The organism is Agrobacterium sp. CFBP2214 (assembly GCF_030209895.1).
Taxonomy (GTDB): Bacteria; Pseudomonadota; Alphaproteobacteria; order Rhizobiales; family Rhizobiaceae; genus Agrobacterium; species Agrobacterium radiobacter.
Genome location: NZ_JARVRC010000007.1, coordinates 280,234 through 306,086, shown reverse-complemented (window position 1 = coordinate 306,086; position 25,853 = coordinate 280,234). Strand labels below are relative to the sequence as shown.

Sequence of the window (25,853 nt, the reverse complement as noted above, 5' to 3'; positions counted from 1 at the left end):
TTGTAACGTTGGAGAGAGTTTCATGAAAAAGGCAATCATATTTGCGCTCGTCGGCCTGTCGCTTGCAAGCTGCACGCAGACGGAAAAGGGCGCTTCGATCGGTGCCGTTTCCGGCGCTGTTATTGGTGGAGCCATCACGGGTAATGTTCGCGGCGCGGCAGTTGGCGCAGCGATCGGCGGTGTCGGCGGTGCTTTGATCGGCAATGCTTCCGAGCCGGGCTATTGCTATTATCGCGACCAGTACGGTCAGCGTTACACAGCACGTTGCCGCTAATCGCTTCGCGAAATACCGTTGCACAGAAGCCCCGGTCATCCGGGGCTTTTTGCGTTATGGCGGGCAAAAGACGGGGCGGAGGGTCCTCAAAGCCGTTTATTTATGATTAAATTGCAATGTTAACGGACAGGAAACGGGTTAGGGCGACAATAAAGGCTCAACCATAAAGCAGCTTATGCGAAGAACACGAACTAACCCGAAGACAGGTATTGCGTATCGGAAAGCCGGCACCGCTCTCGCGGTTGCTGTGACGTTCGCCCTGTATCCGGCGTTTACCCGTGACGCCTTCGCCTTCAAACTGTTCGGCATGCGCCTCTGGGGTTCGGAAGAACCGGAGGTCGAGGTTATCAATCCGGTCAAATACGCAGTCACGCTTGATGCCCAGGACGCCGACAAATCCCTGAAAGACAGCCTGGAAAACAGCTCGCTTCTCCTGGCGGACAAGGAAAAGCCGGCCTCAGGCGATCTTGGCCTTCTGATAAAGGCAAGAGACGACAGGGACAGGCTGATTGCGGCGCTTTATGAAAACGCCCGTTATGGCGGCATCGTCAAGGTCACTGTCGCCGGCAAGGATGTGGATAGCCTGCCGCCAAATCCGGTGTTCGATCATTCCGCTCCGGTGCCCGTGGTGATCACGGTAACGCCCGGCCCGGTCTTCAAACTTGGCAATGTCAGGCTTGAAGGCGATGTGACCGGCCGCAACCTTGAGGACTATGGCTTGACGACCGGGGGCGACGCCGGTTCTCTGGCCATCATCCGCGCCAGCAACAAGCTGATCGATGATCTGAAGGCCGAAGGCCGGCCGCTTGCGAAGCTGACGAAACGAGAGGCTGTCGCCAACCACGCAACGAACACGGTCGATATCACCATGGGGGCCGAAGGCGGTCCCGTGGCGCCCCTTGGCACGGTGACGGTAACAGGTGAAAAAACCGTCGATGGCGATTTCATCCGCCGTTATTCGCGCCTCAATGGCGGCGAGCCCTATTCGCCGGAAAAATTGCGCAAGGCCGCCGACCGACTGCGCCAGCTGGGCGTCTTTTCCAGCCTGACGATCAAGGAAGCGGGAACGCTGGCGCGCGACGGCACCATTCCGCTCACCATCGAGGTTTCAGAAGGCAAACACCGCTATTTCGGCGTCGGCGCACAATACTCCACCACGGAAGGCATCGGCCTTCAGGGTTATTGGGGCCACCGGAACCTGTTCGGACAGGCAGAATCGCTGCGTATCGAAGGTTCTGTCTCGCGCATCGCCGAAGCATCGAGCGTCGAAGGCATGGATTATTCGGCGGGTATTACTTTCACCAAGCCCGGCATGTTCAATCCGCGCACCACCTTCAAGACCAGCCTGATTGCCAAGACCGAACACCCCGATACATACGACGCCAAGACAGTGACGGGCACAGCCGGTTTCGCCTACGAGCTGAACGACACTGACACTGCGGCAGCCGGTCTCGAGGTGCAATGGGCCGATACCGAAGACGCATTCGGCAAGAACGAATACCTCACCACCTCCATACCGCTGGAATTCGTTCGTGATACACGCGACGACAAGCTCAACCCCACCGAAGGCTTCCGCGCATCGCTGGCCGCCAAGCCTAGCTATGAAGCACTGAACGGCACCTTCTTTTCCTCTTTTGAAGGCTCCATCTCGGGCTACAAGGGGATTGGCGCCGAAGACCGGCTGATCATGGCCGGAAAGCTTTCCGGCGGCGTGCTCGTCGGCGGCAGCGATCTACAGGACATTCCCACCACAAGGCGCTTTTATGCGGGTGGCGGCGGATCGGTGCGTGGCTATAGCTATCAGGAAATATCGCCGTATAATGCCGCTGGCGACGCAACGGGCGGCCGTTCTTATGTGGTCGGCTCCATCGAAGCCCGCATCAAGGTCACCGATACAATCGGCATCGTGCCCTTCATCGATGCGGGTGTTGTTTCGGATGAAGTGACACCCGATTTTTCCGATATCCGGGCTGGCGCCGGTATCGGCCTGCGTTACGCGACGCCCTTCGGGCCTCTGCGTCTCGATGTCGCCATGCCGCTTGAAAAATACGATGGTGGCAACAGTTTCGGCATTTATGCTGGCATCGGCCAGTCTTTTTAAACGCCGCAGTCGAACACCCTTGCAACAGAGTGTAGATTACCCTTTATGAAAATGTTGATTCGATTGCTGAAATGGCTGGGCTACGCTGCTTTGTTCGGCGTGGTGTTGGTGCTGCTCGCGGTTCTGTTCGTCGGTCTTACGCCGATGGGCGCAAGGATCGCCGCAACGCAGATTTCATCACTCGTTTCCACGCCCGATCAGGTGATCGAGATTTCTCCCCCGAGCGGCCTTTTGACCGGTCGCCTTCGGCTCGACAATGTCACCCTTTCAGACCGGCAGGGCCCCTATGCCCGCGTGAACCAGATCGCCGTCAACTGGTCGCCGCTTTCGCTGCTTGCCGGCACCTTCCATGCCGACCGCGTCTCGGCCGGATCGATCGATGTCGAGCGTAAACCGCTTGCGTCAGAGCAGACGCCGACCAAGAGCTCCAGCAATTCCTCGCTGCCGATCGAAGTCGCCGTCGACAATTTCAGCTTTCCCGATATCAGCCTTGGACAATCACTTCTCGGCCGCCCTTTCGACCTGACCGCTGAAGGCAGCCTCAAGGCCGCCCGGGACGACGTGAGGCTGTCGCTCACGGCCCACCGGCTGAATGCACCGGATGCGGAGGTTAACGCCGACGTTGCTTTCCTTCCGAATGAGAACGTCCTGAAGCTGAAAGCGGAGATGAAGGAGCCCGAGGGCGGGCTTCTCGCCACGCTGCTTTCGCTTCCCGGCACACCTGCGGTGGCGATAGACCTCAACGGTGAAGGCCCGCTTTCAGACTGGACGGGCACCCTGCGCGGCAATGTCGCCGGTAACCCCGTCGTCAATGTGACCGGTCGCCACCTTCTTGGCGATGATGGCACACGCCGTATCGAAATTGCGGGCGGTGGCCAGCCGGACCTGCTTCTGCCCCCGGCCTTCCGCCAGCTTTTTGCTGGCGAGACGAAGCTCGATGCAAATGCGACCCTTTCGCCGCAGGGCCGCATCGAAATCGGTAGCAGCACGCTGGAGACCGGCACGTTGCTGCTGACGGCATCAGGCTCCGTCGATCCGAACGGTGAAAATGATCTTGCCGCCAATCTCATCGGCACCGCCGGCCCCGTGGATTTTCGCTGGCCGCTGGAGAATGGCGAGGTTCAGGCTCTCATCAACGGCCTCGATCTTTCCCTCAAGGGTGGAGCGGAGGCCGCGCATCTCAACACGACCGTATCGCTGCGCAGCCTTTCCCTGCCGCAAGGCCGGCTTGACGATGTCAAGCTGACGGCCGAAAGCGCCGATCTCAACGTCGCCAACCGCAGTGGCACGATCGCGACGGTCCTGTCCGTGGCGCAATCATCCTTCGTCAGCCCGGATATCGACCGGCTGGTGCGTGCGCCACTCACCATCAAGGCCCCGCTCCGCCTCACCTCTTCCGCCATCGGCTTCGACGGCGCGACGCTGGAAAGCGCCAGTGTCGGCGGCACGCTGAACGGCAGTTTCGATCTCGCCGGCAATCGCCTCACCTCCGGCATTCAGCTCTTCGCACTGCCCGCTACCCTTCCACCGGCGCTCGCGGAAAAGTTCGATACGACCATCGCCCTCCAGGGCGATATCGACCTGACGATCGGTGGACGCACCAGCGTTGAAAACCTTGTCGTCAAATCGGGAACGATCGAAGCCACGGGCAATGTTAGCCTCGAAAACGAGGCATTAAGCGCCAGCTTGACGGGTAAATTTCCGGCGCTCGAGAAACTGACGCCGCAGGCAAAGGGCGTCGCCGATTTTGCAATCGAGGCCAGCGGTGCGCTTGCCGCACCGGATTTCAACGTCACCCTGAGTTCCGAAAGCGCCATCCTTGCCGGACGCACGCTGGAAGCGCTGAAGGTCAATGCAACAGGCAAGGCCGACCCGGCTGCGCCTCAGGCAAAAATCACCGCCAGCGGCAGTCTCGACCGGCAGAAGATCGACGCCAATGCCAATGTAGTGCAGACCGAAAACGGCACGGCGATGCCCGAGCTGCACGTGGCGGTGGGCCGGAATATCCTGAATGGGCAGCTGCAATTCTCGCAGCAGTTCCTGCCATCGGGCAATCTTTCCTTCAATTTCCCCGATCTTGCGCTGCTCGCCGCACTCGCCGCGCAGCAGGCGGATGGCGATATTGCCGGCGAAATCGCGCTGAGCAACGCCAATGGCCGGATCGCCACGACGATAAAGGCCAATGGCGGCAGCATCCGCCAGGGCACGACAACGATCTCCAAGCTCGCCGCCGATATTTCCATCGATGACCTTCAGGCTCTCGCCATCAATGGCAAGGTCAGCGCCGATAGCGTCAATGCCGGCGCCGCCGTGATATCAGGCCTGAATGCCACCATCGGCCATTCCGGCACGACGACACAGTTCGACGTCAACGGCCGTTACGACAACGCGCCGCTGGTGGTAAAGGGCAGCGCTGACACCGGTGGTTCGCCGATGGCGGTGCGGATTGACGCCTTTTCCGCCGCGCCCAAGGGCATTGCAGTACGGCTTGAAAAACCGAGCACCATCGCCATCCAGAACGGCACGGCCCGCATCTCCGGTCTGACCATCATCACGGGTGAAGGACGGGTCGAGGTCAACGGCACCGCCGGGTCAACGCTCGACATCAATGCCGATATCCGTTCGCTGCCCGCCAGTCTCGCAAATGCCTTCGCCACCGGGCTGGATGCGGCAGGCAGTATCTCCGGTACGGTGAGCGCCAAGGGTGCGGCGTCGAATCCGGCGGTCGATTACAATCTGAACTGGACCAATGCCGAGGTCGCGCAGACACGCGCAGCGGGGCTCGCGGCGCTCGGCATCAAGGCGAATGGCCGTTTCGCCGGCGGCACCTTGCAGATCGACACCAATGTATCCGGCCAGGGCGGCATGTCACTTTCCGGCGGCGGCTCGCTCGGCATCGCCGGCAATCGTCCGCTTTCAATGGCATTTTCCGGCAGGCTGCCCTTCTCCGCCGTCGCGGCACAAACCGCAGCGCAGGGCCTCGATGTGGATGGCACCGCCGCCATCGATGTGAAGATTTCCGGCAGCGCTTCCGCGCCCGTCGTGACCGGCAGCATCACCACCGATGGTACGCGCCTGACCGACGTGCGCAGGAACCTGACCATCAACGATCTGGGCGCCACCATCACCTTCGACCGCGACCGCGCCGTCATTTCCCGATTGACGGGCAAGCTGGCGGGCGGTGGAACGATCTCGGGAACCGGCAGCGTCGGCATATCAGGCGGTTCGGGTTTCCCCGCCGATATATCGATCACGCTTAATCGCGCCGGTTATAATGACGGCACGCTGGTGACGACGGTGGTAAGCGGCACGCTGACGCTGAAAGGCCCGCTGCTGAATTCCCCCGTGCTGGGTGGCAATCTGACGCTGGACAGAAGCGCCATCACCATTCCGGAAAAGCTTCCGGCCTCGCTGACGGAGATCGATGTCAAGCACAAGAACGCCCCACCAAAGGTGCGCGCGCAGGCCAAAGCGCTCGGGGCTGACCAAGGCGGAAGCGGCAGCTCGTCCACCATCAATCTCGATCTGCAGGTGAATGCACCAAGCGGTATCTTCGTGCGCGGCCGCGGCATCGATGCGGAACTCACGGGTAATCTGACGATCCGTGGCACGGCAGCCGTTCCCGTCATTTCCGGTGGCTTTGAAATGCGCCGTGGCCGGCTCGAAATCCTCACTCGCCGCCTCGATTTCACGACAGGCAATATCAGTTTTGGTGGCGGCCTCGTTCCGGTCCTCGATATGAAGGCGGACTCGACGGTCGGCTCAACGACTATCACCGTGTCCGTTTCCGGCACTGCCAACGATCCGACCTTTGCTTTCTCCTCGGCGCCCGCCCTGCCGCAGGACGAGGTAATGGCACAGTTGATCTTCGGCCAGTCCATGTCGAAACTCTCGGCTCTGCAGATCGCGAGGCTCGCCGATGCCGCCGCCCAGCTGGCAGGCGGACGCTCCACCTCGCTGTTCGACAAGCTCAGAAGCAATCTCGGCGTCGACGATCTCGATATTTCGACCGACTCCGAGGGGCAGGCCCGCGTTTCCGCCGGTAAATATCTGAACGAAAGAACCTATCTCGAACTGCAGCAAAGCGGCGAGTCCGGCGCAAAAGCCATCATCAACCTCGATGTCGGGCGGGGCGTGAAATTGCGCGGGGAAGCGGGCGGCGATGGCGATGGCGCAGCCGGCATATTTTACGAGAAGGAATATTAGTATTTCCAGTAAAAGTGCGTAGCGGTTTTACGTCCGGACAATGCGTAAAATCAAAGAGAGTATTTTCGCAATTCGAAGAAAAGCGAAAACACTCCAGAGCCGCTTCGCATTTAGGTTTGCGAAACCATCTCATGCTACGAATCTTCCATTGAAGACGGAAATATTGTTTTCCGGCTGTTCAGGCACCAGGCAGAACGCCAAATCCGCATATGCAAGTGTCGGTGCACTTGCGCCGGCCTCCACAGCGAGCATTGGGAAGAATTCTGATGGCAATGATTAACTCTACCAATTTTGGCGGTGAGACGCTCGAAATCATCGCGTTCCGCCTGCATGATCAGGAATTCTGCGTGAAGACGACGACCATCCGCGAAATTCGCGGCTGGGCGCCTTCGACGCCTATTCCCCACGCGCCGAAAGACGTTATCGGCGTCATGAACCTGCGCGGCTCTGTCATCCCGATCATCGATCTGGCCCACAAGCTCGGCATGAAAAGCACCGTCGCCAATGAGAGAAGCGCCATCGTGGTGGCGGAAGTGCACAACATGGTCATCGGCATGCTGGTCGATCGCGTTTCTGACATTCTGACGATCCCGGCAAACCAGGTTCAGCCGGTTCCGGAGATCTCGGCCTCCTTCGACAAGTCGTACTCGGAAGGCATCATTGCCAACGAACACGGCATGATCTGCTTCCTGAACCTCGCAAAAATGTTCAAGGGAACCGAAGCGGAAGACCTCGCCGCCTAATCAGGCCGTTTCCGCTGGCCTTGCCAGACGAAAACTATCAATCAATCCAGACCGCCGGAGCACCCGCCCGGCGGTTTTGTTTTTCCTTTACGCTGTTTTATTAAATAAGAACATTTTAATATTATAGATATCTAATATTAAAAGCCGTAGATCATTATCGCGCCGGCACGACTATCACGCGGGCCGATACCTGACCAAGGCGAAGAGACAAAAGTGCCTGCATTGCTGCCTTCGGCGGCAAAACCTGTTCGTTATTCAACATGATACGACGTGGACCGCATGTCCTGTGCGGCTCGCCGCGCCGTGGGCTGATTTTGGGGGACGTGGAATGCTGGGGTTAGGAAAAAGAGCAGATAATAAAAATATGCTCGATGCCATATCGAGATCACAGGCGGTCATAGAATTCGATCTCAAAGGTAACATTCTCACTGCAAATAAGAATTTCTGCGCGGCGCTGGGTTATGATCTCGCCGAGATCGTCGGCAAGCATCATCGCATCTTCTGCGACGGCCAACTCGCCGCATCGCGGGCCTATCAGGAATTCTGGGCCTCTCTCGCCCGTGGCGAGTTCCAGGCCAAGGAATATCGCCGTATCCGCAAGGACGGCTCCGTTATCTGGATCGAGGCCTCTTACAACCCGGTTTTCCGTTCGGGCAAACCCTATAAGGTCGTGAAGATCGCCACCGACATCACCGCCAAGAAGATCAAGGCCGTGGACGATGCCGGCAAGCTGGAGGCACTCTCCCGTTCCCAGGCGACCATCGAGTTTTTGCCCGATGGCACCATCATCACCGCCAATCCGAATTTCTGCGCCACGGTAAATTACGACGTCAAGGAAATCGAGGGCAGGCACCACCGGATGTTCTGCGATCCGGCCTATGCCGCCTCGCCTGCCTATGGCAATTTCTGGCCGCGACTGGCGGCGGGGGAATTCATCTCGGATGAATTTGTCCGCTACGGAAAGAACGGCAAGGAAATATGGATCCAGGCCGCCTATAATCCGGTGCTGGACGAGGCAGGCAAGGTGGTGAAAGTGGTGAAATTCGCCACTGACGTCACGCCGCGCATGAGCGCCATCAGCGTGCTTGCCGATGCCCTGCGGGCACTGGCCGAGGGTGATCTTGTGCAGCGCCTCGACAACAGCTTCGTGCCCAGCATGGAAAAGCTGCGTGCGGACTTCAACAAGGTCGTCGCCAAGCTGCAGACCACCATGCAGACCATTGCCCACAATGCCTCGACAATCGCCTCCGGCTCAGGCGAAATCCGCATCGCCGCCGATCAACTCTCGCAACGCACCGAACAGCAGGCGGCCTCGCTGGAAGAAACCGCAGCCGCACTGGAGGAAATCACCACCACCGTGTCCGATGCCAGCCAGCGCGCCGGCGAGGCCGGCAAGCTGGTGCTGCGAACGAGAGAACATGCCGAACATTCCGGCGACATCGTCCAGCAGGCAATTTCCGCCATGGACGCGATTTCTCGGTCCTCGGGTGAAATCACCAACATCATCGGCGTCATTGACGACATTGCTTTCCAGACCAATCTTCTGGCCCTGAATGCGGGCGTCGAAGCTGCCCGGGCCGGGGAAGCGGGCAAGGGTTTCGCCGTTGTGGCACAGGAGGTCCGGGAACTCGCCCAACGGTCCGCCGTTGCGGCCAAGGAAATCAAATCCCTCATCAACACCTCTCGCGAGCAGGTCGCCAATGGCGTGGATCTGGTTGGCAGAACCGGCGGCGCCCTGCGGGATATCCAGTCACAGATGAGCGAGATCGACACCAATGTCTCGGCCATCGTTGAAGCTTCGCGAGAACAGGCGAATGGTCTGCGGGAAATCAATCAGGCCGTCAACGTCATGGATCAGGCCACCCAGAAAAACGCCGCCATGGTGGAGGAAACCACTGCCGCCAGCCACGGCCTCGCCACCGAGGCGGAAAATCTGCACGAGTTGCTGCGGCAGTTCAGAATATCACACGAAGCATCAGCATCACCCGCCCGCCCGGCGGACAAAAAGCCTGCCGTCGTCACCAGACTTCCCGCGCCGCAGCCTCGATATGCCGCCGCGCCAAGGTCTCACGGAAACGCAGCAGCGGAATGGGCGGAATTCTAGGCCCGTTCAGAAGCCGGAAGGTCGCCGGGAAACGGCGGCCTCAACGTTATAGAATGATACGATCCGCCCGGGTGAAGATTTCAAAATCCTCACCCCGCACCAGCGCCACAAGCGTGATACCCGAGCTCTCAGCCGTTTCAATGGCGAGCGCGGTGGGCGCGGAGATCGCTGCCAGAATGGGGCAGCCAAGGATGGCCGTCTTCTGGACCATTTCCACCGACAGGCGGCTCGTGACCACCACAATGCCCACATCGGGAGATAGGTTCGCGTTGATAACCGCACCTGCGAGCTTGTCGAGTGCATTATGGCGGCCGACATCTTCTCGGGCGGCAAGCAGCCCTCCTTGAGGATTGTAAAAACCCGCGCCGTGCACTGCCCTCGTTTCGCGGTTGAGGCTTTGCGCCCCGTTCAGCGCTTTCACCGCCGCAACGATGTCATTGCCATCAACGGAGACTTCCGCGCCGCTCAGATCCGGTACCACGCGGACTGCCTGTTCAATGGATTCGATGCCACAAAGACCGCATCCGACCGGGCCCGCCATATGCCGTCGTCTTGCCCTCAGCGCATCGGCGTTGGCATCCTGCAAATCCACCTGAACATCGAAACCCTGCCCGGCCTCAATCACTTCAATGGAACGGATTTCCGCCCTGGTGGATATGATGCCCTCCGTGAGACTGAAACCGATTGCGAAATCGACAAGATCGGCGGGGCTGGCCATCATCACGGCATGGGTGCTGCCGCCATAAGAAAAGGCAACCGGCACCTCCTCGGGCACCGCCCGCTCGCCCTCGACTATGGCCCCTTCCCGCAGAGCGGTTCTTGCGACCCTTCGGTAACTTGCCTCTGCCGACACGCTGATCACTCCTCCATGACGAAAATCTGCCTCATCTCGCTAAGGATCCCAAAGCAGCACTTCTTCCCGCCACCACATCTAACCTATAGCCATAAAAATCGGAATCGGTTTCCGAGTGCATCTATTGAAGGCGCTTTACTATCCCTGCTTTACCCATTGTCTGCCCGTGAATCGCCGGCGTAATTCGCTAGCAACATTCCGAAGCCCGAGCCGAGCTGACGGACGGGCTCATGCGCGGAAACGGGAATTTTTCGCTTGGATAAAGTGGCAGACACTAGCCCAAAACAAAAAAGCGACCGAAACGGCCGCTTTCTGTTTTGAATTTTTTGTGGGCAGTCATTCTTTCGAACCCGCCCGGTGCTTTCAAGCAGCGACGAGAACCTCATGCAGGTTCGTCAGTTCGTAAAGGTGCTTTTCAAGCTTGGTCAGATGCTCGTGGTGATGATTGCCCTCTTCGATTTCGGCCTTGGCCGCATCGATACGCTTCTGCAGCGTGTCGGGAGACATGTCATCGGCCGAAACCGCGGATTCGGCAAGAAGCGTGCAGCCGGTCGGCAGAATATCGGCAAAACCACCGAAAACCACGTATTTATGGGTCTCACCGGAAGCGAACTTCACCGTTACCAGACCCGGCTTGATCGTGGTCATCGTCGGCGCGTGATTGGCCAGAACCGTCATCTCACCCAGCGTAGCCGGAATGACGACTTCCGTAACCGTTTCGGAAACGAGCAGACGTTCCGGGGAAACGAGATCGAATTTGAAACTGTCAGCCATGGCTATTCACTTCTTTTCAATTACGCGGGCGTCACGGACTTGTTTATTAAAACGCCGGCAAAGCCGTTCCGGTTTCACCGTCATCGTCGGCAAGGCGCGTGGTCGAACCACGCGCCCGCCAATTCATAATCAGGCAGCTTCAGCAGTCAGCTTCTTTGCCTTTTCGATGGCTTCTTCCATCGAACCGACCATGTAGAAAGCTGCTTCCGGCAGGCTGTCGTATTCGCCGTTGACCAGGCCCTTGAAGCCCTTGATCGTGTCTTCGAGTGCGACGAGCTTGCCCGGAGAACCGGTGAAGACTTCGGCAACGAAGAACGGCTGCGACAGGAAGCGCTCGATCTTACGGGCGCGGGCAACCGTCAGCTTGTCTTCTTCCGACAGTTCGTCCATGCCGAGGATGGCGATGATGTCCTGAAGGGACTTGTAGCGCTGCAGGGTCGACTGAACCTTACGGGCAACCTCGTAGTGTTCTTCACCGACGATCATCGGGTCGAGCATGCGCGAGGTGGAGTCGAGAGGGTCAACAGCCGGGTAAATACCCTTTTCTGCGATCGAACGCGACAGAACCGTCGTTGCGTCAAGGTGCGCGAACGAAGTGGCCGGTGCAGGGTCGGTCAAGTCGTCGGCGGGAACGTAAATCGCCTGAACCGAGGTGATCGAACCCTTGTTCGTGGTGGTGATGCGTTCCTGCATCTGGCCCATGTCGGTTGCGAGCGTTGGCTGATAGCCCACAGCCGAAGGAATACGGCCGAGAAGAGCCGACACTTCCGAACCAGCCTGCGTGAAGCGGAAGATGTTGTCCACGAAGAACAGAACGTCCTGGCCTTCGTCGCGGAAGTTTTCAGCGATCGTCAGACCGGTCAGAGCGACGCGAGCGCGGGCGCCCGGCGGTTCGTTCATCTGGCCGTAAACGAGAGCTGCCTTGGAACCTTCGCCGCCGCCAAGCTTGTTGACGTTCGACTCGATCATTTCATGATAGAGGTCGTTACCTTCGCGGGTACGCTCACCCACGCCGGCGAATACCGAGTAACCACCGTGCGCCTTGGCGACGTTGTTGATCAGTTCCATGATGAGCACCGTCTTGCCAACGCCAGCGCCGCCGAACAGGCCGATCTTGCCGCCCTTGGCGTAAGGAGCCAGAAGGTCAACGACCTTGATGCCGGTAACGAGGATCTGGCCTTCAGTCGACTGCTCGACGTAAGACGGTGCGTCCTGGTGGATGGCGCGCTTCTTGGCCGTTACGATCGGACCTGCTTCGTCAACCGGCTCACCGATGACGTTCATGATGCGGCCGAGCGTTTCCAGACCGACCGGAACCTCGATCGGAGCGCCCGTATCAGCGACGACCTGACCGCGGACGAGACCTTCGGTCGAGTCCATGGCGATCGTGCGTACGACGTTTTCGCCGAGATGCTGAGCGACTTCCAGAACGAGGCGGTTGCCGTTGTTATCGGTTTCGAGCGCGTTGAGGATCGGAGGCAGTTCGCCTTCGAACGCCACGTCGACAACAGCGCCGATAACCTGGGTAACCTTGCCCGCGCCGTTCACCGCTGCGGTTTTCTTGGGGGTAGCTGCCTTAGCCATTATCCTTACCCTCTTTCCTTACCTCAGAGCGCTTCCGCGCCCGAAATGATTTCAATGAGTTCCTTGGTGATCTGAGCCTGACGCTGACGGTTGTAGGAAAGCGTCAGCTTGTTGATCATATCACCGGCATTGCGCGTTGCGTTGTCCATCGCGCTCATCTTGGCGCCCATTTCACCGGCAACGTTTTCGAGCAGAGCCCGGAAAACCTGAACCGAAATGTTGCGCGGAATAAGGTCTTCCAGAATAGAAGCCGCATCAGGCTCATATTCGTAGACGGCGCTCTGCGTTGCCTCAACCTCTTCCACAACAGGGACTGCGGCAGGAATAAGCTGCAGACCGGTCGGGATCTGGCTGATGACGGACTTGAATTCCGAGTAGATCAGCGTGCAGACGTCAAATTCACCCGCATTGAACAGGGAGATCACCTTCTTGGCGATCTGGTCGGCGTTTTCGAAACCGACCTTCTTCACTTCGCGCAGTTCGATGCGCTCGATGATATTAGCTGCGAATTCGCGACGAAGGCTGTCGTAACCCTTCTTGCCGACCGTGATGATCTTGACCGTTTTGCCTTCGGAAATCAGCTTGCGGGCTTGATCGCGGGCAAAACGGGAAATCTGCGAGTTGAAACCGCCGCAAAGACCACGCTCAGCCGTGCAGACAACGAGCAGATGCACGTTGTCCTTGCCGGTGCCGGTCATCAGCGCCGGAGCGACGTCCGCCTCTACCGCCTTGGCGATGTTGGCAAGAACGGCGCCCATGCGCTGAGAATAAGGCCGGGCGGCCTCCGCAGCTTCCTGGGCGCGCCGAAGCTTCGCCGCGGCGACCATTTTCATCGCCTTGGTAATCTTCTGCGTCGCCTTTACGGAGGCAATGCGGTTTTTCAGATCCTTTAGTGAAGGCATCCGTTATCCGTCCGAGTAAAAGAGCCCTAATTACGAGAAAGACTTCGCGAAGCTATCAAGAGCGCCCTTGAGCTTGCTCTTGGTATCGTCGCTGATTGCCTTTTCCGTGCGGATGGTGTCGAGGATCGCCTTGCCTTCCGAGCGGAGGTAGGAGAGCAGACCCTGCTCGAACTTGCCGACCTGCGCGACCGGGATCTTGTCGAGATAACCGTTGACACCGGCGAAGATCACCGCGACCTGCTCTTCCGTCTTGAGCGGAGAGAACTGCGGCTGCTTCAGAAGCTCGGTCAGGCGGGCACCGCGGTTAAGCAGGCGCTGCGTGGAAGCGTCAAGGTCCGAGCCGAACTGGGCGAAGGCGGCCATTTCGCGATACTGGGCAAGTTCACCCTTGATCGAACCGGCGACCTGCTTCATCGCCTTGATCTGGGCGGCAGAGCCAACGCGCGAAACCGACAGGCCGACGTTAACGGCCGGACGGATACCCTGGTAGAACAGGTCGGTTTCAAGGAAGATCTGACCGTCGGTGATCGAGATCACGTTGGTCGGAATGAAGGCCGAAACGTCGTTGCCCTGGGTTTCGATGACAGGCAGAGCCGTCAGAGAGCCAGCACCCATTTCGTCGGAGAGCTTTGCAGCGCGCTCCAGAAGACGGGAGTGAAGGTAGAAGACGTCGCCCGGATAAGCTTCGCGGCCCGGAGGACGGCGCAGCAGAAGCGACATCTGACGGTAAGCAACGGCCTGCTTGGAAAGGTCGTCATAACCGATGAGAGCGTGCTTGCCGTTATCACGGAAGTATTCGCCCATTGCGCAACCGGCAAACGGTGCCAGATACTGCATCGGAGCCGGGTCGGAAGCCGTGGCAGCAATTATGATCGAATACTGCAGGGCGCCGCGCTCTTCCAGAACCTTTACGAACTGGGCAACGGTCGAACGCTTCTGGCCGATAGCAACGTAAACGCAATAAAGCTTGTCGCCTTCCGGACCATTGTCGTGAATGGCCTTCTGGTTCAGGATCGCGTCGAGAATGATCGCGGTCTTGCCGGTCTGGCGGTCGCCGATGACGAGCTCGCGCTGGCCGCGGCCAACCGGGATGAGGGCGTCGATAGCCTTGAGGCCGGTCGACATCGGCTCATGAACCGACTTGCGCGGAATGATGCCGGGAGCCTTGACGTCAACGCGCGAACGCTTGGCGGCGTTGATCGGGCCTTTGCCGTCGATCGGGTTGCCAAGGGCGTCAACGACGCGGCCGAGCAGTTCCGGGCCAACCGGAACGTCAACGATAGCGCCAGTCCGCTTTACGGTGTCGCCTTCCTTGATGGCACGGTCGGAACCGAAGATAACCACACCGACGTTGTCGGCCTCGAGGTTGAGCGCCATGCCGCGAACGCCGCCAGGAAACTCGACCATTTCGCCGGCCTGAACATTGTCGAGACCATAGACGCGGGCGATACCGTCACCGACGGAAAGCACCTGACCGACTTCCGAGACTTCCGCCTCGTTGCCGAAATTTTTGATTTGATCTTTCAGAATTGCGGAAATTTCCGCGGCGCGGATATCCATCAGCCAACCTCTTTCAGTGCAAGCTTAAGGGTGGAAAGTTTGGTGCGAAGAGACGTATCGATCTGGCGAGAACCAACCTTGACGATCAGGCCACCGAGGATCGAAGGATCAACGGTAACGGAAACCGTCACATCCTTGCCGGTAACGCTCTTCAGCGCCGCCTTCAGTTCAGTTTCTTGCGCTTCGTCGAGCGCATGTGCCGAGGTGACCTCGGCGGTAATTTCGCCGCGATGGGCAGCAGCAATGGAGCGATAGGCGCGGATCATGCCGGGAACGGCAAACAGACGGCGGTTATTCGCAACGACCTTGAGGAAATTGACAGCAAGACCGGCAAGACCGGCCTTCTCGCAGATTGCGGTGATTGCCTTGAACTGATCCTCGGCGGAAAACACCGGGCTCGCAACCAGACGCTTCAAATCGTCACTTTCATCGAGAAGTGCGCCGAACCTGTCCAGATCGGCTCCAACTGCCTCGACCGCACCCGCTTCCAAAGCAAGCTCGAAAAGCGACGATGCATACCTTTCGGCTACACCGGATGTTCCATGGGAGGTATCTGCCACGGGCACTTTTTCCCTGCTAATCGTCCAAGAACATCAGCGAGGGGGATCCTCCGCATCAAATTCTTGAAATCGTTTCAATTTCCCCGAAAAAGACCGGAATTCCCCCCTGCCTTTTCCCAATTTCGCGGTCCGTCTAGCATAGGACGCCGGGACTCGCAACACGCGTAATAGCGGAAAGCGCCGTTTGGGCAAGGGGGAATGCGTTTAAATTTTCCGATTCCGCCCAGGATGCGCCGCAGGTGCGGCACAAAAGCCAAAAAGCCCGCCTCAGACTAGTCCGAACACGTAGCTCAACGACAGTGCAGACAACAGAAGGTGCACAACCAGAAGTATGAAATTCCGCACCGTTGCGCCTCCATCGGAGAGAATGGAGAGAATGCCGCCGAACACGCTGAGACCGAAGGCCGCGCCGAAAGCGAGATAGACCATGGGCTGCGCCAGAAGCAGTGCGGCAGCGCCGAGGCCGAGATAGAAGCCGGCAAGCGATGAGCGCACAAGCGCGTAGCCATCACGACGCTCGCCGATCGCCTGCAGACCGAAAGCGCGCAGGGTAAGGCCCGGCGCAAACATGAAGAAGAGGCCAATCACGGCCGACACCACCGCCGCGCCGAAGGCCAGCTGCTCGCCGAATTCGGCGGGAAAATAAAACTCCATCTCGTTCCCCAAATCGTTTTTTGCCTGCTGCGTTATGACACGGTCATGACAGCGGGAAAACGCCTCGTCGGCGAAGTTCAAAGGAAACTTTGCGGATCGATATCGAGCTGCACATGCACGCTGCCCCGCTCCTTCGGACCATTGGCCAGCAATGTACGAAGAAAAGACTGCATGTCGGAATTGCGCCGCCCGTGCACCAGGAGGCGGAAACGGTGGCGGCCGCGGATGAGCGCGAGCGGCGCTTCTGCCGGGCCGAGCAGCATGATGCCGGTAACCTGGGGGGCCGCGGCCCTCAAGCCACGTGCATGGGTTTCCGCTTCCCCGCGCGTATCGGCGGAAACGATGATCGAGGCAAGGCGCCCGAACGGCGGCAGAACAGCCTTTTCCCGCTCCACGATCTCCCGTTCGTAGAAGGCCGAGGCATCGCCAGAAACGATGGCCTGCATGACGGGATGCTGCGGTTGATAGGTCTGCAACAGGCCGTGGCTTTTCAAACCCGTACGTCCGGCGCGGCCGGTGACCTGTGAAAGCAGCTGGAAGGTTCGCTCCGCCGCACGCGGATCGCCATTGGCAAGGCCAAGATCGGCGTCGACAATGCCGACGAGCGTCATAAGGGGAAAGTTGTGCCCCTTGGCGACGAGCTGCGTGCCGATGACAATATCCGCCTCGCCCTTGACGATGGCCTCCAGCTCCAGACGCAACCTCTTGACGCCCATGAGATCGGACGAGAGCACGATTGTGCGAGCCTCGGGGAAATGTTTCTCCACCTCCTCGGCAATGCGCTCCACGCCGGGACCGCAGGCCACCAGATGATCGAAGGTGCCGCATTCCGGGCAATGATCGGGCGTCGGCTCGCTATGGCCGCACTGGTGGCACTGCAATTGATTGCGGAAGCGGTGCTCCACCAGCCAGCTGGAGCATTGCGGGCACTGGAAACGGTGGCCGCAGACGCGGCAGAGCGTCAGCGGCGCATAACCACGGCGATTGAGGAACAGCAACGCCTGCTCGCCCTTTTCGATCGTCTTGCCGATACCACGCAGTAGGACGGGTGAGAGAAACCCTCCCCTTTCCGGCGGATGGCGGCGCATATCGACAAGATGCAGGTCCGGCATCGCCGCATCGCCGAAACGCGTATGCAGGTGAATGGTGTTATAACGTCCCGAACTGCCGTTGACCTGACTTTCCACCGAAGGCGTGGCCGAGACCAGCACGACCGGGAACTCGGCGATCCGCGCCCTGACGACGGCCATATCGCGTGCATTATAAAAGACGCGGTCTTCCTGCTTGTAGGCCGGGTCGTGCTCTTCATCGACAATGATGAGACCGAGATTGTCGAAAGGCAGGAAAAGCGCCGAACGCGCACCGGCCACCACCTTCACTTCACCAGTGACGGCCTGCCGCCAGACCTTTTCACGCATGCGCGGTGACAGGTCCGAATGCCATTCCGCCGGCTTTGCGCCGAAGCGGTCCTGAAACCGCTCGAGAAAGGCTGCCGTCAGAGCAATTTCCGGTAACAGGATGAGGACCTGCTTGCCCTGCTTCAGCGTCTCGGCCACCGCCTCGAAATAGACCTCGGTCTTGCCCGAACCGGTCACGCCATCGATGAGCGAGACGTGAAAACCACCCTTGCGCACATCTTCCAGTATCTCCGACGCGGCCTGTTTCTGCGGGCCTTCCAGGCGCGGCTCGACATAGTCAGGGTCGGGCTCGGCGACGACAGGCGGCGCCGGCAGAAAAACCGTTTCAAACACGCCCTGTTTGACAAGGCCATCGATGACGCTGGTCGAGACACCGGCGGCATGGGCAAGCCCGCTCTTCGTCCAGCCGTGTCCTTCGGCCGCCAGCTCCATCACCCGCTCGCGGGCGGGGGTAAGGCGCTCCGGCCTGCCTTCGGTCAGCCGCAACCCCTCGATCATCGGTTCGGGATCGAAGGCGGCGGGCGCACGCAGCGCCATGCGAGCCACCAGGCCGGGCGGAGAAAGCGTATAGGCGGCAACCCAGTCAATGAAGCGGCGCATCTCCGCCTTCAGCGGCGGGCATTCAAAACTCTTGGTGATGGGCCGCAGCTTCTTCGGATCAACGCCCTTTTCGCCGGCATCGTCCCACACCACGCCGAAGACCTGCCGGGGACCAAGCGGCACCTGAACGACGGAACCGGTTTCCACCACCATATCCTCAGGCACGGCGTAGCTGTAGGGCCCGGGCGCCGGCATGGGCACGAGAACGGGCACCGTGCGCGTGGGCGACGGCGGGTCGAACAGAGCCCCAAACAGATCGGACGAATCTTTTGCCATGATGTGGCGACCATGCCCCGACGACAGGAAAAAGGAAACCGCCCGGATGTAGTGGGCACGCCTTGCAAAGTCCACCTCTTAACCAAATGCTGATCATAAGCGCATAGTTTCGGGACATGGAATGGAGCGCCACGTGACCGAAATCCTGACATTTGCTGAACCTGATCTCCTGAACGAGCGTCAGTCCTGGCTCGCCGCCCTTGCCGGCGAACGACGGCTTTCGGACAATACCGTCGAAGCCTATGAACGCGACACCCGCCAGTTCCTGACTTTCCTCACCGGTTACATCGGCAAGCCCGCGGCTATAAGCGACATAGCCGATCTGCGTCCGGTGGACCTTCGCGCCTTTCTGGCCAACAGGCGCAAGGAGGGTGCGGGCGCGCGATCGCTCGGCCGGCATCTGGCCGGCTTGCGCTCCCTGCTGCACCACCTGCAGAAAAATGGCCTCGTCAACGCGGCTGGCGCGACTGCCATGCGCGCGCCAAAACAGCCGAAATCCCTGCCGAAACCGCTGACCGACCGGCAGGCGCTGAAAATCACCACTGCCGAGGCGCAATTGAACGAAGAGCCCTGGATCGCCGCCCGCAACGCGGCAGTCCTCTCACTGCTTTATGGCTGCGGCCTGCGCATTTCCGAGGCGCTGGGTCTTACGCCATCTGATTTCCCACCCGGTGCCCGCAGCCTGCGCATTACCGGCAAGGGCAACAAGACGCGGATCGTGCCCCTGCTGGCGGTGGTGACGGAAGCGGTCGACGCCTACAAGAAGCTCTGCCCCTATACCCTGTCGGCGAATGAGCCCCTCTTCCTTGGCGCACGCGGCGGCAAGCTGCAACCCGCCATCATCCAGCGGGAAATGCAGAAGCTGCGCGGCGCTTTCGGCCTGCCGGAGAACGCCACGCCACATGCGCTGCGCCATTCCTTCGCCACCCATCTTCTGGCCGGCGGTGGGGATTTGCGCACCATTCAGGAACTGCTCGGCCACGCCAGCCTTTCCACCACACAGGTCTATACCGGTGTCGATACCGCAAGATTGCTGGAAATCTACGACAATGCCCACCCGCGCGCATGAAGCAGGAAATGGTTAACCATAATCATTAACCAGACGTCCAAGCCGCCGTTCTATAAGCGAAGGACAACCGGATTGGACCGATGCACAGCCTGATAAGACCACAAAATCTCACCGCCACCCTGATGGGCAAGACCGGCGATGCCCTGCTCTGGCTGCTTGCGGCCCTGCATGTCACAGCCGTTGCAATCCTGCTCATGACCCTGTTTTCGCTGGGGCAAGCGGAAGCCGCAGAGCAGCAGCAGATCACGTGCACGGGCAATGACATTCTCGTGGAAATGCGCAAGACCGATCCGCAGGCCTTCGCAAAGATCGAACAGGAAGCGGCCTCCATCCCGAACGGCAAGGGCAATTTCTGGCGCATCGAAAAGGCAGGCATGGCCCCGTCCTATCTTCTCGGCACCATGCATGTCACCGATCCGCGTGTTCTCGAAATGCCTGCCGCCGCCAGCCCCGCCTTTGAAAAAGCCGCGATTGTCATCGTGGAGTCGGACGAAATCGTCGACGACAAGAAGGTCGCGACCTCGTTGCTGAGCAAGCCTGAGCTCACCATGTTTCTGGATGGCAAATCGATCACCGACATTCTGTCGCCCGATAATGTCGCCCGCCTCGAAAAAGGCCTCAAGGAACGCGGCATCCCGCTGAATGCCGTTTCGCGGATGAAGCCGTGGATGCTTTCGAGCTTCGTCGCCCTTCCCGCCTGCGAATTCGCCCGCAAGGCGACCGGCCTCTCCTTTCTGGACAAGAAGCTGGCCGAAGATGCGATTGCGGACGGCAAGCGCCTTGTCGGGCTGGAAACCATGGTCGAGCAGCTGACGGCCATGTCCGAACTGCCGATGGAATTTCATCTTCAGGCGCTGATCGAAACGCTTGAGCTCGGGGAGCGCATGGATGACGTGATGACGACCATGACCGATCTTTACGTCGCCGGCGATATCGGCATGACCATGCCCATGCTGAAAAGCCTCGATCCCAAGAAGGCCGCGGCTGAAAACGAACAGGGCTATGCCGCCTTCGAACAGCGCATCATCACCGACCGCAACCACGTCATGGCGGAACGGGCGGCCCCCGAGCTTGCCAAGGGCAATGTCTTCATGGCCGTCGGCGCGCTGCATCTGCCCGGTGAGGAAGGCGTCGTCGAACTTCTGCGCGCCCAGGGTTTCACCCTCACGCGGGTTGACTGACCCGCTCACGCCCGATGCTGACGGGCCGGACATTGGAGCAGAAGGGCCGCATCGTCGCTGGTACGATGCGGCGGTGAAACGGCCCGACGACAAGAAGATAGAGCCGCCCAAACAGGTTCTTGCGCCTGACGATGGTGGTGACAATTACCATCTGGCCGTTCCCCTTCTCTTCAAGATCAACAACGATCCGGAAATCGAGATGGCGGTCGTCGAAGCCAAGCACTGTCCGCTCCTGGGTGGAAGAAAGAACGGGAAAACCGCCCGCCGACGTGCCAGCCGCCAGTTCGACCGTTCTTAAACCGAAAAGCGATACGACACGGTTTCGAAGCGCCATAAGGCTGCTGATCCACGCTGGAGGATGATCGAGAAGGAGCCTGCTTACATCGAGAGAGGACGGCTCCGGCGTCACCATCTCTCCCTGATAGCGATCCCGCCAGTCTGCGCCCGGCAATATGTCTTCGATAACCTGCATTCCTGAACCCCGGCCGCACCATGCGACAAGGGCCACCTTCCTCTTTTTCCAAGGAACCGGGAACGCGACAAACCGCCGCTTAGCCGTGCGTCATGCGCTTCAGGACATTGGTGCGCCAGTAGAACTGATGAACCAGATCGGCGCCGACGTGACCGGCGATCAACACCCACATCAGCGCCTTGAAGGGACCGGAATGCAATTGCCCGGCCGACTGCGCACCGAAATAATAAGCGGCGATACCTGACAGGGGCAGAACGAGAAACAGGGCATAGAAGGTGAAATGCGCCACCTTCGCGGCGATCTGAAACGGTCGCGGTTCTTCGGCGGGATGCGGCGGCACGCCTTGGAAGAAGCGCAGACAGAGGCGCAAAACCGCAAGAAACAGCACGGCAAAACCGACATAGGCGTGAATATTGGCTGAAGAAATCTGCTCCGGCGTCAGTGTCTCGCCCCGCCGCATCAGCCGATAGGCATGTTCCATACCATCGGGAAACAGCAGATTGAAGAAGATCAGAAGCGCCATCGCCCAGTGAATGATGCGCTGTGGAACCGAAAAGGAAACTTGACTTTGAAACGCCATTTTATTGCCTTTTATCAAAAGGTTAGACAGGCTATGGCGCGAGTATGGAAAACCCCGGCCTGCATGGCAAGCCGGGGTTTGGCAGATGACTGAAATTTAATGTTGGAGCAGCGGGCTCCAGAACCGATCACATATGGATCGGCTTGAAGAAGGTCGCCAGCGCTGCTTCCTTCACCGCTTCCGACATGGTCGGATGCGCATGGCAAGTGCGGCCGAGATCTTCCGAAGAACCACCGAATTCCATCAGCACGGTGATCTCGTGGATCATTTCGCCAGCGCCGAAACCGACGATATGGCCGCCGAGAACCCGGTCGGTTTCCTTGTCAGCTAGGATCTTCACGAAACCATCCGTCACCTGCATGGCGCGGGCGCGGCCATTGGCGGTGAAGGGGAACTTGCCGACCTTGTAAGCGACGCCAGCGGCCTTCAGTTCTTCTTCGGTCTTGCCGACGGAAGCGATTTCGGGCTGCGTATAGACGACTGCCGGAATGACGTCGTAGTTCACATGGCCACGCTGACCAGCGAGAATTTCCGCGAGCGCAACGCCCTCGTCTTCCGCCTTGTGCGCCAGCATCGGGCCCTTCACCACGTCGCCGATCGCGTAGATGCCGTCGACATTGGTCTTGTAATGGCCGTCGATTTCAACGCGACCGCGGCTGTCCAGCACGACACCGGCTTCGGCAAGGCCGAGACCTTCGGTGTAGGGCTTGCGGCCGGTGGAGATCAGCACGACGTTTGCTTCCAGCGTTTCGGCAGCGCCGCCCTTGACCGGCTCGAACACCACCTTCGCACCGGCGCCCGTCTTTTCAACGGCCGTCACCTTGGCGCCGAGCTTGAAATCGAGACCCTGCTTGGCGAGCAGACGCTGCGCCTGCTTGGAAACTTCGCCATCCATGCCGCCGAGAATATTGTCGAGATATTCAACAACGGTGACCTTCGCGCCGAGGCGCGACCAGACCGAACCGAGCTCGAGGCCGATCACGCCGCCGCCGACAACGATCAGCTTTTCCGGAACCTTGGAAAGGGCGATCGCGCCGGTGGAGGAAACGATGACGTTTTCATCGATATCGACCTGAACGCCCGGAATGCCGGCAACATCAGAACCCGTGGCGATGACGATGTTCTTGGCTTCGATTTCCTGTGTCTCACCCTTGTCATTGGTGACGGCGACCTTGCCGGCGGAAACCACCTTGCCGGTGCCTTGGAAGGCATCGATCTTGTTCTTCTTGAACAGGAAGGAAACGCCATCGACATTGGCCTTCACCACGCCGTCCTTGTGGCCCATCATCTTTTCAAGGTTCAGCTTCGGAGCAGCAACTTCGATACCGAGCGTATCGACGCCATGGGCAACATGCGCAAAGGTTTCGGACGCGTGCAGCAGCGCCTTCGACGGGATGCAGCCGACATTGAGGCAGGTGCCGCCATAGGTCGCGCGCTTTTCGATGACGGCGACCTTGAGGCCGAGCTGTGCCGCCTTGACCGCGCAAACATAACCGCCGGGGCCCGTGCCGATTACAACTACATCATATGCCATGTTCGTTTTCCTGATTGATGTCGGGCAAGATGCGGATCATTGCCCTGCTTGCGTTTGACCTGAAACTCAGGCCGCTTTTTCCGTTGCGAGTTTTATACCGAGAGCGATGAACACCACACCACTGGTGCGGTCGATCCATTGGCTGGCGCGCTGAAATGCGGCGCGCATGCGTGGCGTCGTCATGAACAGGCTGACGCCGACGAACCACAGGATGAGGCAGCTCGCCATGACGAGCCCGTATCCGAATTTGATGGCGACCGGCGTATGCGCGTGAACCACCGTCGAAAAGATCGACAGGAAGAAAAACACCGGTTTGGGATTGAGCGCATTGGCGGCGAAGCCGAGCGTGAAGGCCTTGAGCCCTGTCTGGCCGCTTTTGGCCCGAACCTCGCCTTCAGCAGCGGTCGGCAGTTCGGTCTTGCCAGCGCGCAGCGCCTTGATGCCGATATAGATCAGATAGGCGACGCCGAGCCACTTGACGATGTTGAAGAGATAGATCGACTGGGAAATGATGAGACCAAGTCCGAGGATCGTATAGGTGACATGGAACATCAACGACGTTCCGACACCGAAACTGGTGATGATGGCCTGCTTGCGCCCATGCACCATGGCCTGACGCATGACCATCGCGAGATCGGCGCCGGGGGAAACGATCGCGAAAAAGAAGATCGCCATCAGGGATGCAAGTTCGATGAGATATTGATGCATGAGCTCGACCTCAGATCAGCGCGACAAGCATGAGGACCAGACCGACGAGGGAAACGACCCACGCGATCGACCGCATATAGGGAACGCCTGCAAGATAAAGCGGGATGTAGACGACGCGCGCCACGGTCCATATCCAGCCGCCCGTCAGCCCCCAGCCGGAGGCATCGCCGGCGATCGCAAGAGCGAGAACCAGACCGACGAAAGCCGGATAGGTTTCCCGAAAATTATCCGAGGCGCGCTGCACGCGTCCCGCAAAGACCCCTTTGAGGTCCGGACGCGCATCACGCGCACCCGCATTCCAGGCAAGACCAACTTCCCGCGTGACGGACATGGCCTGAATGCAGATATGCAGGAGAAGAAGAATGACGCTGAGCGCCAGCAGGAACACAAAAGGTCCATTCCCGCCGGCCAGGTTTTCCATCCCTCTTCTCCCCTATCTGGTCTTAGAGATCGAGAACCAGACGTTCCGGATCTTCCAGGCTTTCCTTGACGCGAACGAGGAAGGTCACTGCTTCCTTGCCGTCAACGATACGGTGATCGTAAGAGAGCGCAAGATACATCATCGGACGGATGACGACCTGACCGCCGATGGCGACCGGACGCTCCTGGATCTTGTGCATGCCGAGGATGCCCGACTGCGGTGCATTGAGGATCGGCGAGGACATCAGCGAACCGTAAACACCGCCATTGGTGATGGTGAAGGTGCCGCCCTGCATGTCGGCCATGCCGAGCGAACCGTCACGCGCTGCCTTGGCGAGGCGGCCGAGTTCCTTTTCAACGCCTGCGATGGAGAGCTGGTCGGCATCGCGAATGACAGGAACGACGAGGCCCTTGTCGGTGCCGACAGCCATGCCGACGTGACAATAGTTCTTGTAGATGATGTCCGTGCCGTCGATTTCAGCGTTGACGGCGGGCAGTTCCTTCAGCGCGTGGGTCACGGCCTTGGTGAAGAAGCCCATGAAGCCGAGCTTGACGCCGTGCTTCTTCTCGAACACGTCCTTGTAGCGGTTACGCAGGTCCATGACGGCGCTCATGTCCACCTCGTTATAGGTGGTCAGCATGGCGGCCGTGTTCTGCGCATCCTTCAGGCGACGGGCAATCGTCTGGCGCAGGCGGGTCATCTTCACGCGCTCTTCGCGAACCTGATCCCGTTCGGCCGAAACCGGACGGGGGGCAGCAGCGGCAACCGGAGCAGCGGCGGGTGCAGAAACACCCTTGGCGACGGCAGCGAGAACGTCGCCCTTCAGAACCTGGCCACGCTTGCCCGAACCGTCAACCTGATCGGCAGACAGGTTGTTTTCAGCAAGCAGCTTGCCGGCGGCAGGTGCCGGCGGCATGGAGCCGGTTGCCGGAGCGGCAACGGCGGCAGGTGCCGGTGTGGCAGCCGCAGCAGGCTTTGCGGCAGGTGCAGCGGTTGCAGCGCCGGCGGCACCTTCGGCGATCTGGCCGAGAAGCGCGTCGAGACCGACGGTCTCGCCGTTCTGCGCAACGATTTCGGTGAGAACGCCGGACGCAGGCGCCGGGACTTCAACGGTAACCTTGTCGGTTTCCAGTTCAACGAGAGGTTCGTCGGCCTTGACGGTATCGCCGACCTTCTTGAACCAGGTGCCTACGGTCGCTTCGCTGACGGATTCGCCGAGGGTTGGTACGCGGATTTCAGTGGCCATGATCTAGTTCCGTTATTCAGGTGTCTTTTTTGC

The 25,853-nt window shown here is 59.5% G+C and carries 21 protein-coding genes; 7 read left to right on the top strand and 14 right to left on the bottom strand.

Features of this window, described 5'->3' with window-relative positions; genetic code table 11:
- The first annotated feature begins 22 nt into the window (after positions 1 to 22).
- The 5 genes from QRN60_RS20075 to QRN60_RS20055 all read left to right on the top strand — a co-directional run bounded on the left by QRN60_RS20075 (position 23) and on the right by QRN60_RS20055 (position 9,428).
- Positions 23 to 274 carry a YMGG-like glycine zipper-containing protein gene (locus tag QRN60_RS20075; protein WP_003504940.1) on the top strand — a complete coding sequence of 84 codons (252 nt, stop codon included), beginning with the start codon at positions 23 to 25 and terminating at the stop codon, positions 272 to 274.
- Between the two features lie 175 nt (positions 275 to 449).
- A complete protein-coding gene (locus QRN60_RS20070; protein WP_020812883.1) occupies positions 450 to 2,375 on the top strand; it encodes an autotransporter assembly complex protein TamA in 1,926 nt (641 codons plus the stop codon).
- A gap of 45 nt (positions 2,376 to 2,420) precedes the next feature.
- Positions 2,421 to 6,581 carry a translocation/assembly module TamB domain-containing protein gene (locus QRN60_RS20065; protein ID WP_129564777.1) on the top strand — a complete coding sequence of 1,387 codons (4,161 nt, stop codon included), beginning with the start codon at positions 2,421 to 2,423 and terminating at the stop codon, positions 6,579 to 6,581.
- A gap of 266 nt (positions 6,582 to 6,847) precedes the next feature.
- Positions 6,848 to 7,324 carry a chemotaxis protein CheW gene (locus QRN60_RS20060; RefSeq protein WP_003504949.1) on the top strand — a complete coding sequence of 159 codons (477 nt, stop codon included), beginning with the start codon at positions 6,848 to 6,850 and terminating at the stop codon, positions 7,322 to 7,324.
- Between the two features lie 328 nt (positions 7,325 to 7,652).
- On the top strand, positions 7,653 to 9,428 hold the full coding sequence (locus QRN60_RS20055) for a methyl-accepting chemotaxis protein (protein ID WP_129564778.1): 1,776 nt from the start codon (positions 7,653 to 7,655) through the stop codon (positions 9,426 to 9,428).
- A 46-nt stretch (positions 9,429 to 9,474) separates the two neighbouring features.
- On the opposite strand, the gene fdhD is transcribed toward QRN60_RS20055, so the two are convergent.
- From fdhD to QRN60_RS20015, 8 genes are all read right to left on the bottom strand, one after another.
- Positions 9,475 to 10,290: a formate dehydrogenase accessory sulfurtransferase FdhD gene (gene fdhD, locus QRN60_RS20050; RefSeq protein WP_129564779.1), complete on the bottom strand. Its 816-nt coding sequence runs from the start codon at positions 10,288 to 10,290 to the stop codon at positions 9,475 to 9,477.
- A 354-nt stretch (positions 10,291 to 10,644) separates the two neighbouring features.
- Positions 10,645 to 11,055 (bottom strand): F0F1 ATP synthase subunit epsilon, encoded by a 411-nt coding sequence (locus QRN60_RS20045; RefSeq protein ID WP_003492358.1) that lies wholly within the window; start codon positions 11,053 to 11,055, stop codon positions 10,645 to 10,647.
- 129 nt (positions 11,056 to 11,184) lie between these two features.
- The gene (atpD, locus tag QRN60_RS20040) at positions 11,185 to 12,639 is read right to left on the bottom strand and encodes a F0F1 ATP synthase subunit beta (RefSeq protein ID WP_003516750.1); all 1,455 of its coding nucleotides are present in this window, start codon (positions 12,637 to 12,639) and stop codon (positions 11,185 to 11,187) included.
- 23 nt (positions 12,640 to 12,662) lie between these two features.
- The gene (locus QRN60_RS20035; RefSeq protein WP_003516748.1) at positions 12,663 to 13,541 is read right to left on the bottom strand and encodes a F0F1 ATP synthase subunit gamma; all 879 of its coding nucleotides are present in this window, start codon (positions 13,539 to 13,541) and stop codon (positions 12,663 to 12,665) included.
- 30 nt (positions 13,542 to 13,571) lie between these two features.
- On the bottom strand, positions 13,572 to 15,101 hold the full coding sequence (gene atpA, locus QRN60_RS20030) for a F0F1 ATP synthase subunit alpha (RefSeq protein ID WP_003516747.1): 1,530 nt from the start codon (positions 15,099 to 15,101) through the stop codon (positions 13,572 to 13,574).
- The gene (locus QRN60_RS20025; protein WP_174069867.1) at positions 15,101 to 15,667 is read right to left on the bottom strand and encodes a F0F1 ATP synthase subunit delta; all 567 of its coding nucleotides are present in this window, start codon (positions 15,665 to 15,667) and stop codon (positions 15,101 to 15,103) included. Before QRN60_RS20025 ends, atpA begins: the two co-directional genes overlap by 1 nt.
- 261 nt (positions 15,668 to 15,928) lie before the next feature.
- Positions 15,929 to 16,315: an AGROH133_08824 family phage infection protein gene (locus QRN60_RS20020; RefSeq protein ID WP_045021196.1), complete on the bottom strand. Its 387-nt coding sequence runs from the start codon at positions 16,313 to 16,315 to the stop codon at positions 15,929 to 15,931.
- A gap of 77 nt (positions 16,316 to 16,392) precedes the next feature.
- Positions 16,393 to 18,609: a primosomal protein N' gene (locus tag QRN60_RS20015; protein WP_060725472.1), complete on the bottom strand. Its 2,217-nt coding sequence runs from the start codon at positions 18,607 to 18,609 to the stop codon at positions 16,393 to 16,395.
- A 121-nt stretch (positions 18,610 to 18,730) separates the two neighbouring features.
- Between QRN60_RS20015 and QRN60_RS20010 the strand changes: the two genes are divergently transcribed.
- A complete protein-coding gene (locus QRN60_RS20010) occupies positions 18,731 to 19,678 on the top strand; it encodes a tyrosine recombinase XerC (RefSeq protein WP_080868363.1) in 948 nt (315 codons plus the stop codon).
- An 80-nt stretch (positions 19,679 to 19,758) separates the two neighbouring features.
- The gene (locus QRN60_RS20005) at positions 19,759 to 20,859 is read left to right on the top strand and encodes a TraB/GumN family protein (RefSeq protein ID WP_129564780.1); all 1,101 of its coding nucleotides are present in this window, start codon (positions 19,759 to 19,761) and stop codon (positions 20,857 to 20,859) included.
- Here QRN60_RS20005 and QRN60_RS20000 read toward each other — a convergent pair.
- From QRN60_RS20000 to odhB, 6 genes are all read right to left on the bottom strand, one after another.
- Positions 20,843 to 21,331, bottom strand: a complete 489-nt coding sequence (locus tag QRN60_RS20000; protein ID WP_129564781.1) for a DUF2867 domain-containing protein — start codon at positions 21,329 to 21,331, stop codon at positions 20,843 to 20,845. The two genes, QRN60_RS20005 and QRN60_RS20000, sit on opposite strands and share 17 nt — an antisense overlap.
- Before the next feature lie 79 nt (positions 21,332 to 21,410).
- A complete protein-coding gene (locus tag QRN60_RS19995) occupies positions 21,411 to 21,911 on the bottom strand; it encodes a cytochrome b (RefSeq protein WP_129564782.1) in 501 nt (166 codons plus the stop codon).
- A gap of 127 nt (positions 21,912 to 22,038) precedes the next feature.
- Complete coding sequence (gene lpdA / locus QRN60_RS19990; RefSeq protein ID WP_060727375.1) at positions 22,039 to 23,445, bottom strand: dihydrolipoyl dehydrogenase; 1,407 nt, start codon at positions 23,443 to 23,445, stop codon at positions 22,039 to 22,041.
- Positions 23,446 to 23,511: 66 nt separating this feature from the next.
- A complete protein-coding gene (locus tag QRN60_RS19985) occupies positions 23,512 to 24,153 on the bottom strand; it encodes a LysE family translocator (protein ID WP_003504977.1) in 642 nt (213 codons plus the stop codon).
- Between the two features lie 10 nt (positions 24,154 to 24,163).
- Entirely contained in the window at positions 24,164 to 24,574 is a 411-nt protein-coding gene (locus QRN60_RS19980) for an MAPEG family protein (RefSeq protein WP_284766456.1), read from the bottom strand.
- 22 nt (positions 24,575 to 24,596) lie between these two features.
- Positions 24,597 to 25,820, bottom strand: coding sequence for a 2-oxoglutarate dehydrogenase complex dihydrolipoyllysine-residue succinyltransferase (odhB, locus tag QRN60_RS19975; RefSeq protein ID WP_129564784.1), 1,224 nt, complete (start codon positions 25,818 to 25,820; stop codon positions 24,597 to 24,599).
- Positions 25,821 to 25,853 lie beyond the last annotated feature (33 nt).

Excerpts from the sequence above, each read along its gene's own strand:
- QRN60_RS20075 (WP_003504940.1), top strand. The coding sequence starts at position 23 with ATGAAAAAGGCAATCATATTTGCGCTCGTCGGCCTGTCGCTTGCAAGC.
- QRN60_RS20070 (WP_020812883.1), top strand. The coding sequence starts at position 450 with ATGCGAAGAACACGAACTAACCCGAAGACAGGTATTGCGTATCGGAAA.
- QRN60_RS20065 (WP_129564777.1), top strand. The coding sequence starts at position 2,421 with ATGAAAATGTTGATTCGATTGCTGAAATGGCTGGGCTACGCTGCTTTG.
- QRN60_RS20060 (WP_003504949.1), top strand. The coding sequence starts at position 6,848 with ATGGCAATGATTAACTCTACCAATTTTGGCGGTGAGACGCTCGAAATC.
- QRN60_RS20055 (WP_129564778.1), top strand. The coding sequence starts at position 7,653 with ATGCTGGGGTTAGGAAAAAGAGCAGATAATAAAAATATGCTCGATGCC.
- QRN60_RS20045 (WP_003492358.1), bottom strand. The coding sequence starts at position 11,055 with ATGGCTGACAGTTTCAAATTCGATCTCGTTTCCCCGGAACGTCTGCTC.
- atpD (WP_003516750.1), bottom strand. The coding sequence starts at position 12,639 with ATGGCTAAGGCAGCTACCCCCAAGAAAACCGCAGCGGTGAACGGCGCG.
- QRN60_RS20035 (WP_003516748.1), bottom strand. The coding sequence starts at position 13,541 with ATGCCTTCACTAAAGGATCTGAAAAACCGCATTGCCTCCGTAAAGGCG.
- atpA (WP_003516747.1), bottom strand. The coding sequence starts at position 15,101 with ATGGATATCCGCGCCGCGGAAATTTCCGCAATTCTGAAAGATCAAATC.
- QRN60_RS20020 (WP_045021196.1), bottom strand. The coding sequence starts at position 16,315 with ATGGAGTTTTATTTTCCCGCCGAATTCGGCGAGCAGCTGGCCTTCGGC.
- QRN60_RS20015 (WP_060725472.1), bottom strand. The coding sequence starts at position 18,609 with ATGGCAAAAGATTCGTCCGATCTGTTTGGGGCTCTGTTCGACCCGCCG.
- QRN60_RS20010 (WP_080868363.1), top strand. The coding sequence starts at position 18,731 with ATGGAGCGCCACGTGACCGAAATCCTGACATTTGCTGAACCTGATCTC.
- QRN60_RS20005 (WP_129564780.1), top strand. The coding sequence starts at position 19,759 with ATGCACAGCCTGATAAGACCACAAAATCTCACCGCCACCCTGATGGGC.
- QRN60_RS20000 (WP_129564781.1), bottom strand. The coding sequence starts at position 21,331 with ATGCAGGTTATCGAAGACATATTGCCGGGCGCAGACTGGCGGGATCGC.
- QRN60_RS19995 (WP_129564782.1), bottom strand. The coding sequence starts at position 21,911 with ATGGCGTTTCAAAGTCAAGTTTCCTTTTCGGTTCCACAGCGCATCATT.
- lpdA (WP_060727375.1), bottom strand. The coding sequence starts at position 23,445 with ATGGCATATGATGTAGTTGTAATCGGCACGGGCCCCGGCGGTTATGTT.
- QRN60_RS19985 (WP_003504977.1), bottom strand. The coding sequence starts at position 24,153 with ATGCATCAATATCTCATCGAACTTGCATCCCTGATGGCGATCTTCTTT.
- QRN60_RS19980 (WP_284766456.1), bottom strand. The coding sequence starts at position 24,574 with ATGGAAAACCTGGCCGGCGGGAATGGACCTTTTGTGTTCCTGCTGGCG.
- odhB (WP_129564784.1), bottom strand. The coding sequence starts at position 25,820 with ATGGCCACTGAAATCCGCGTACCAACCCTCGGCGAATCCGTCAGCGAA.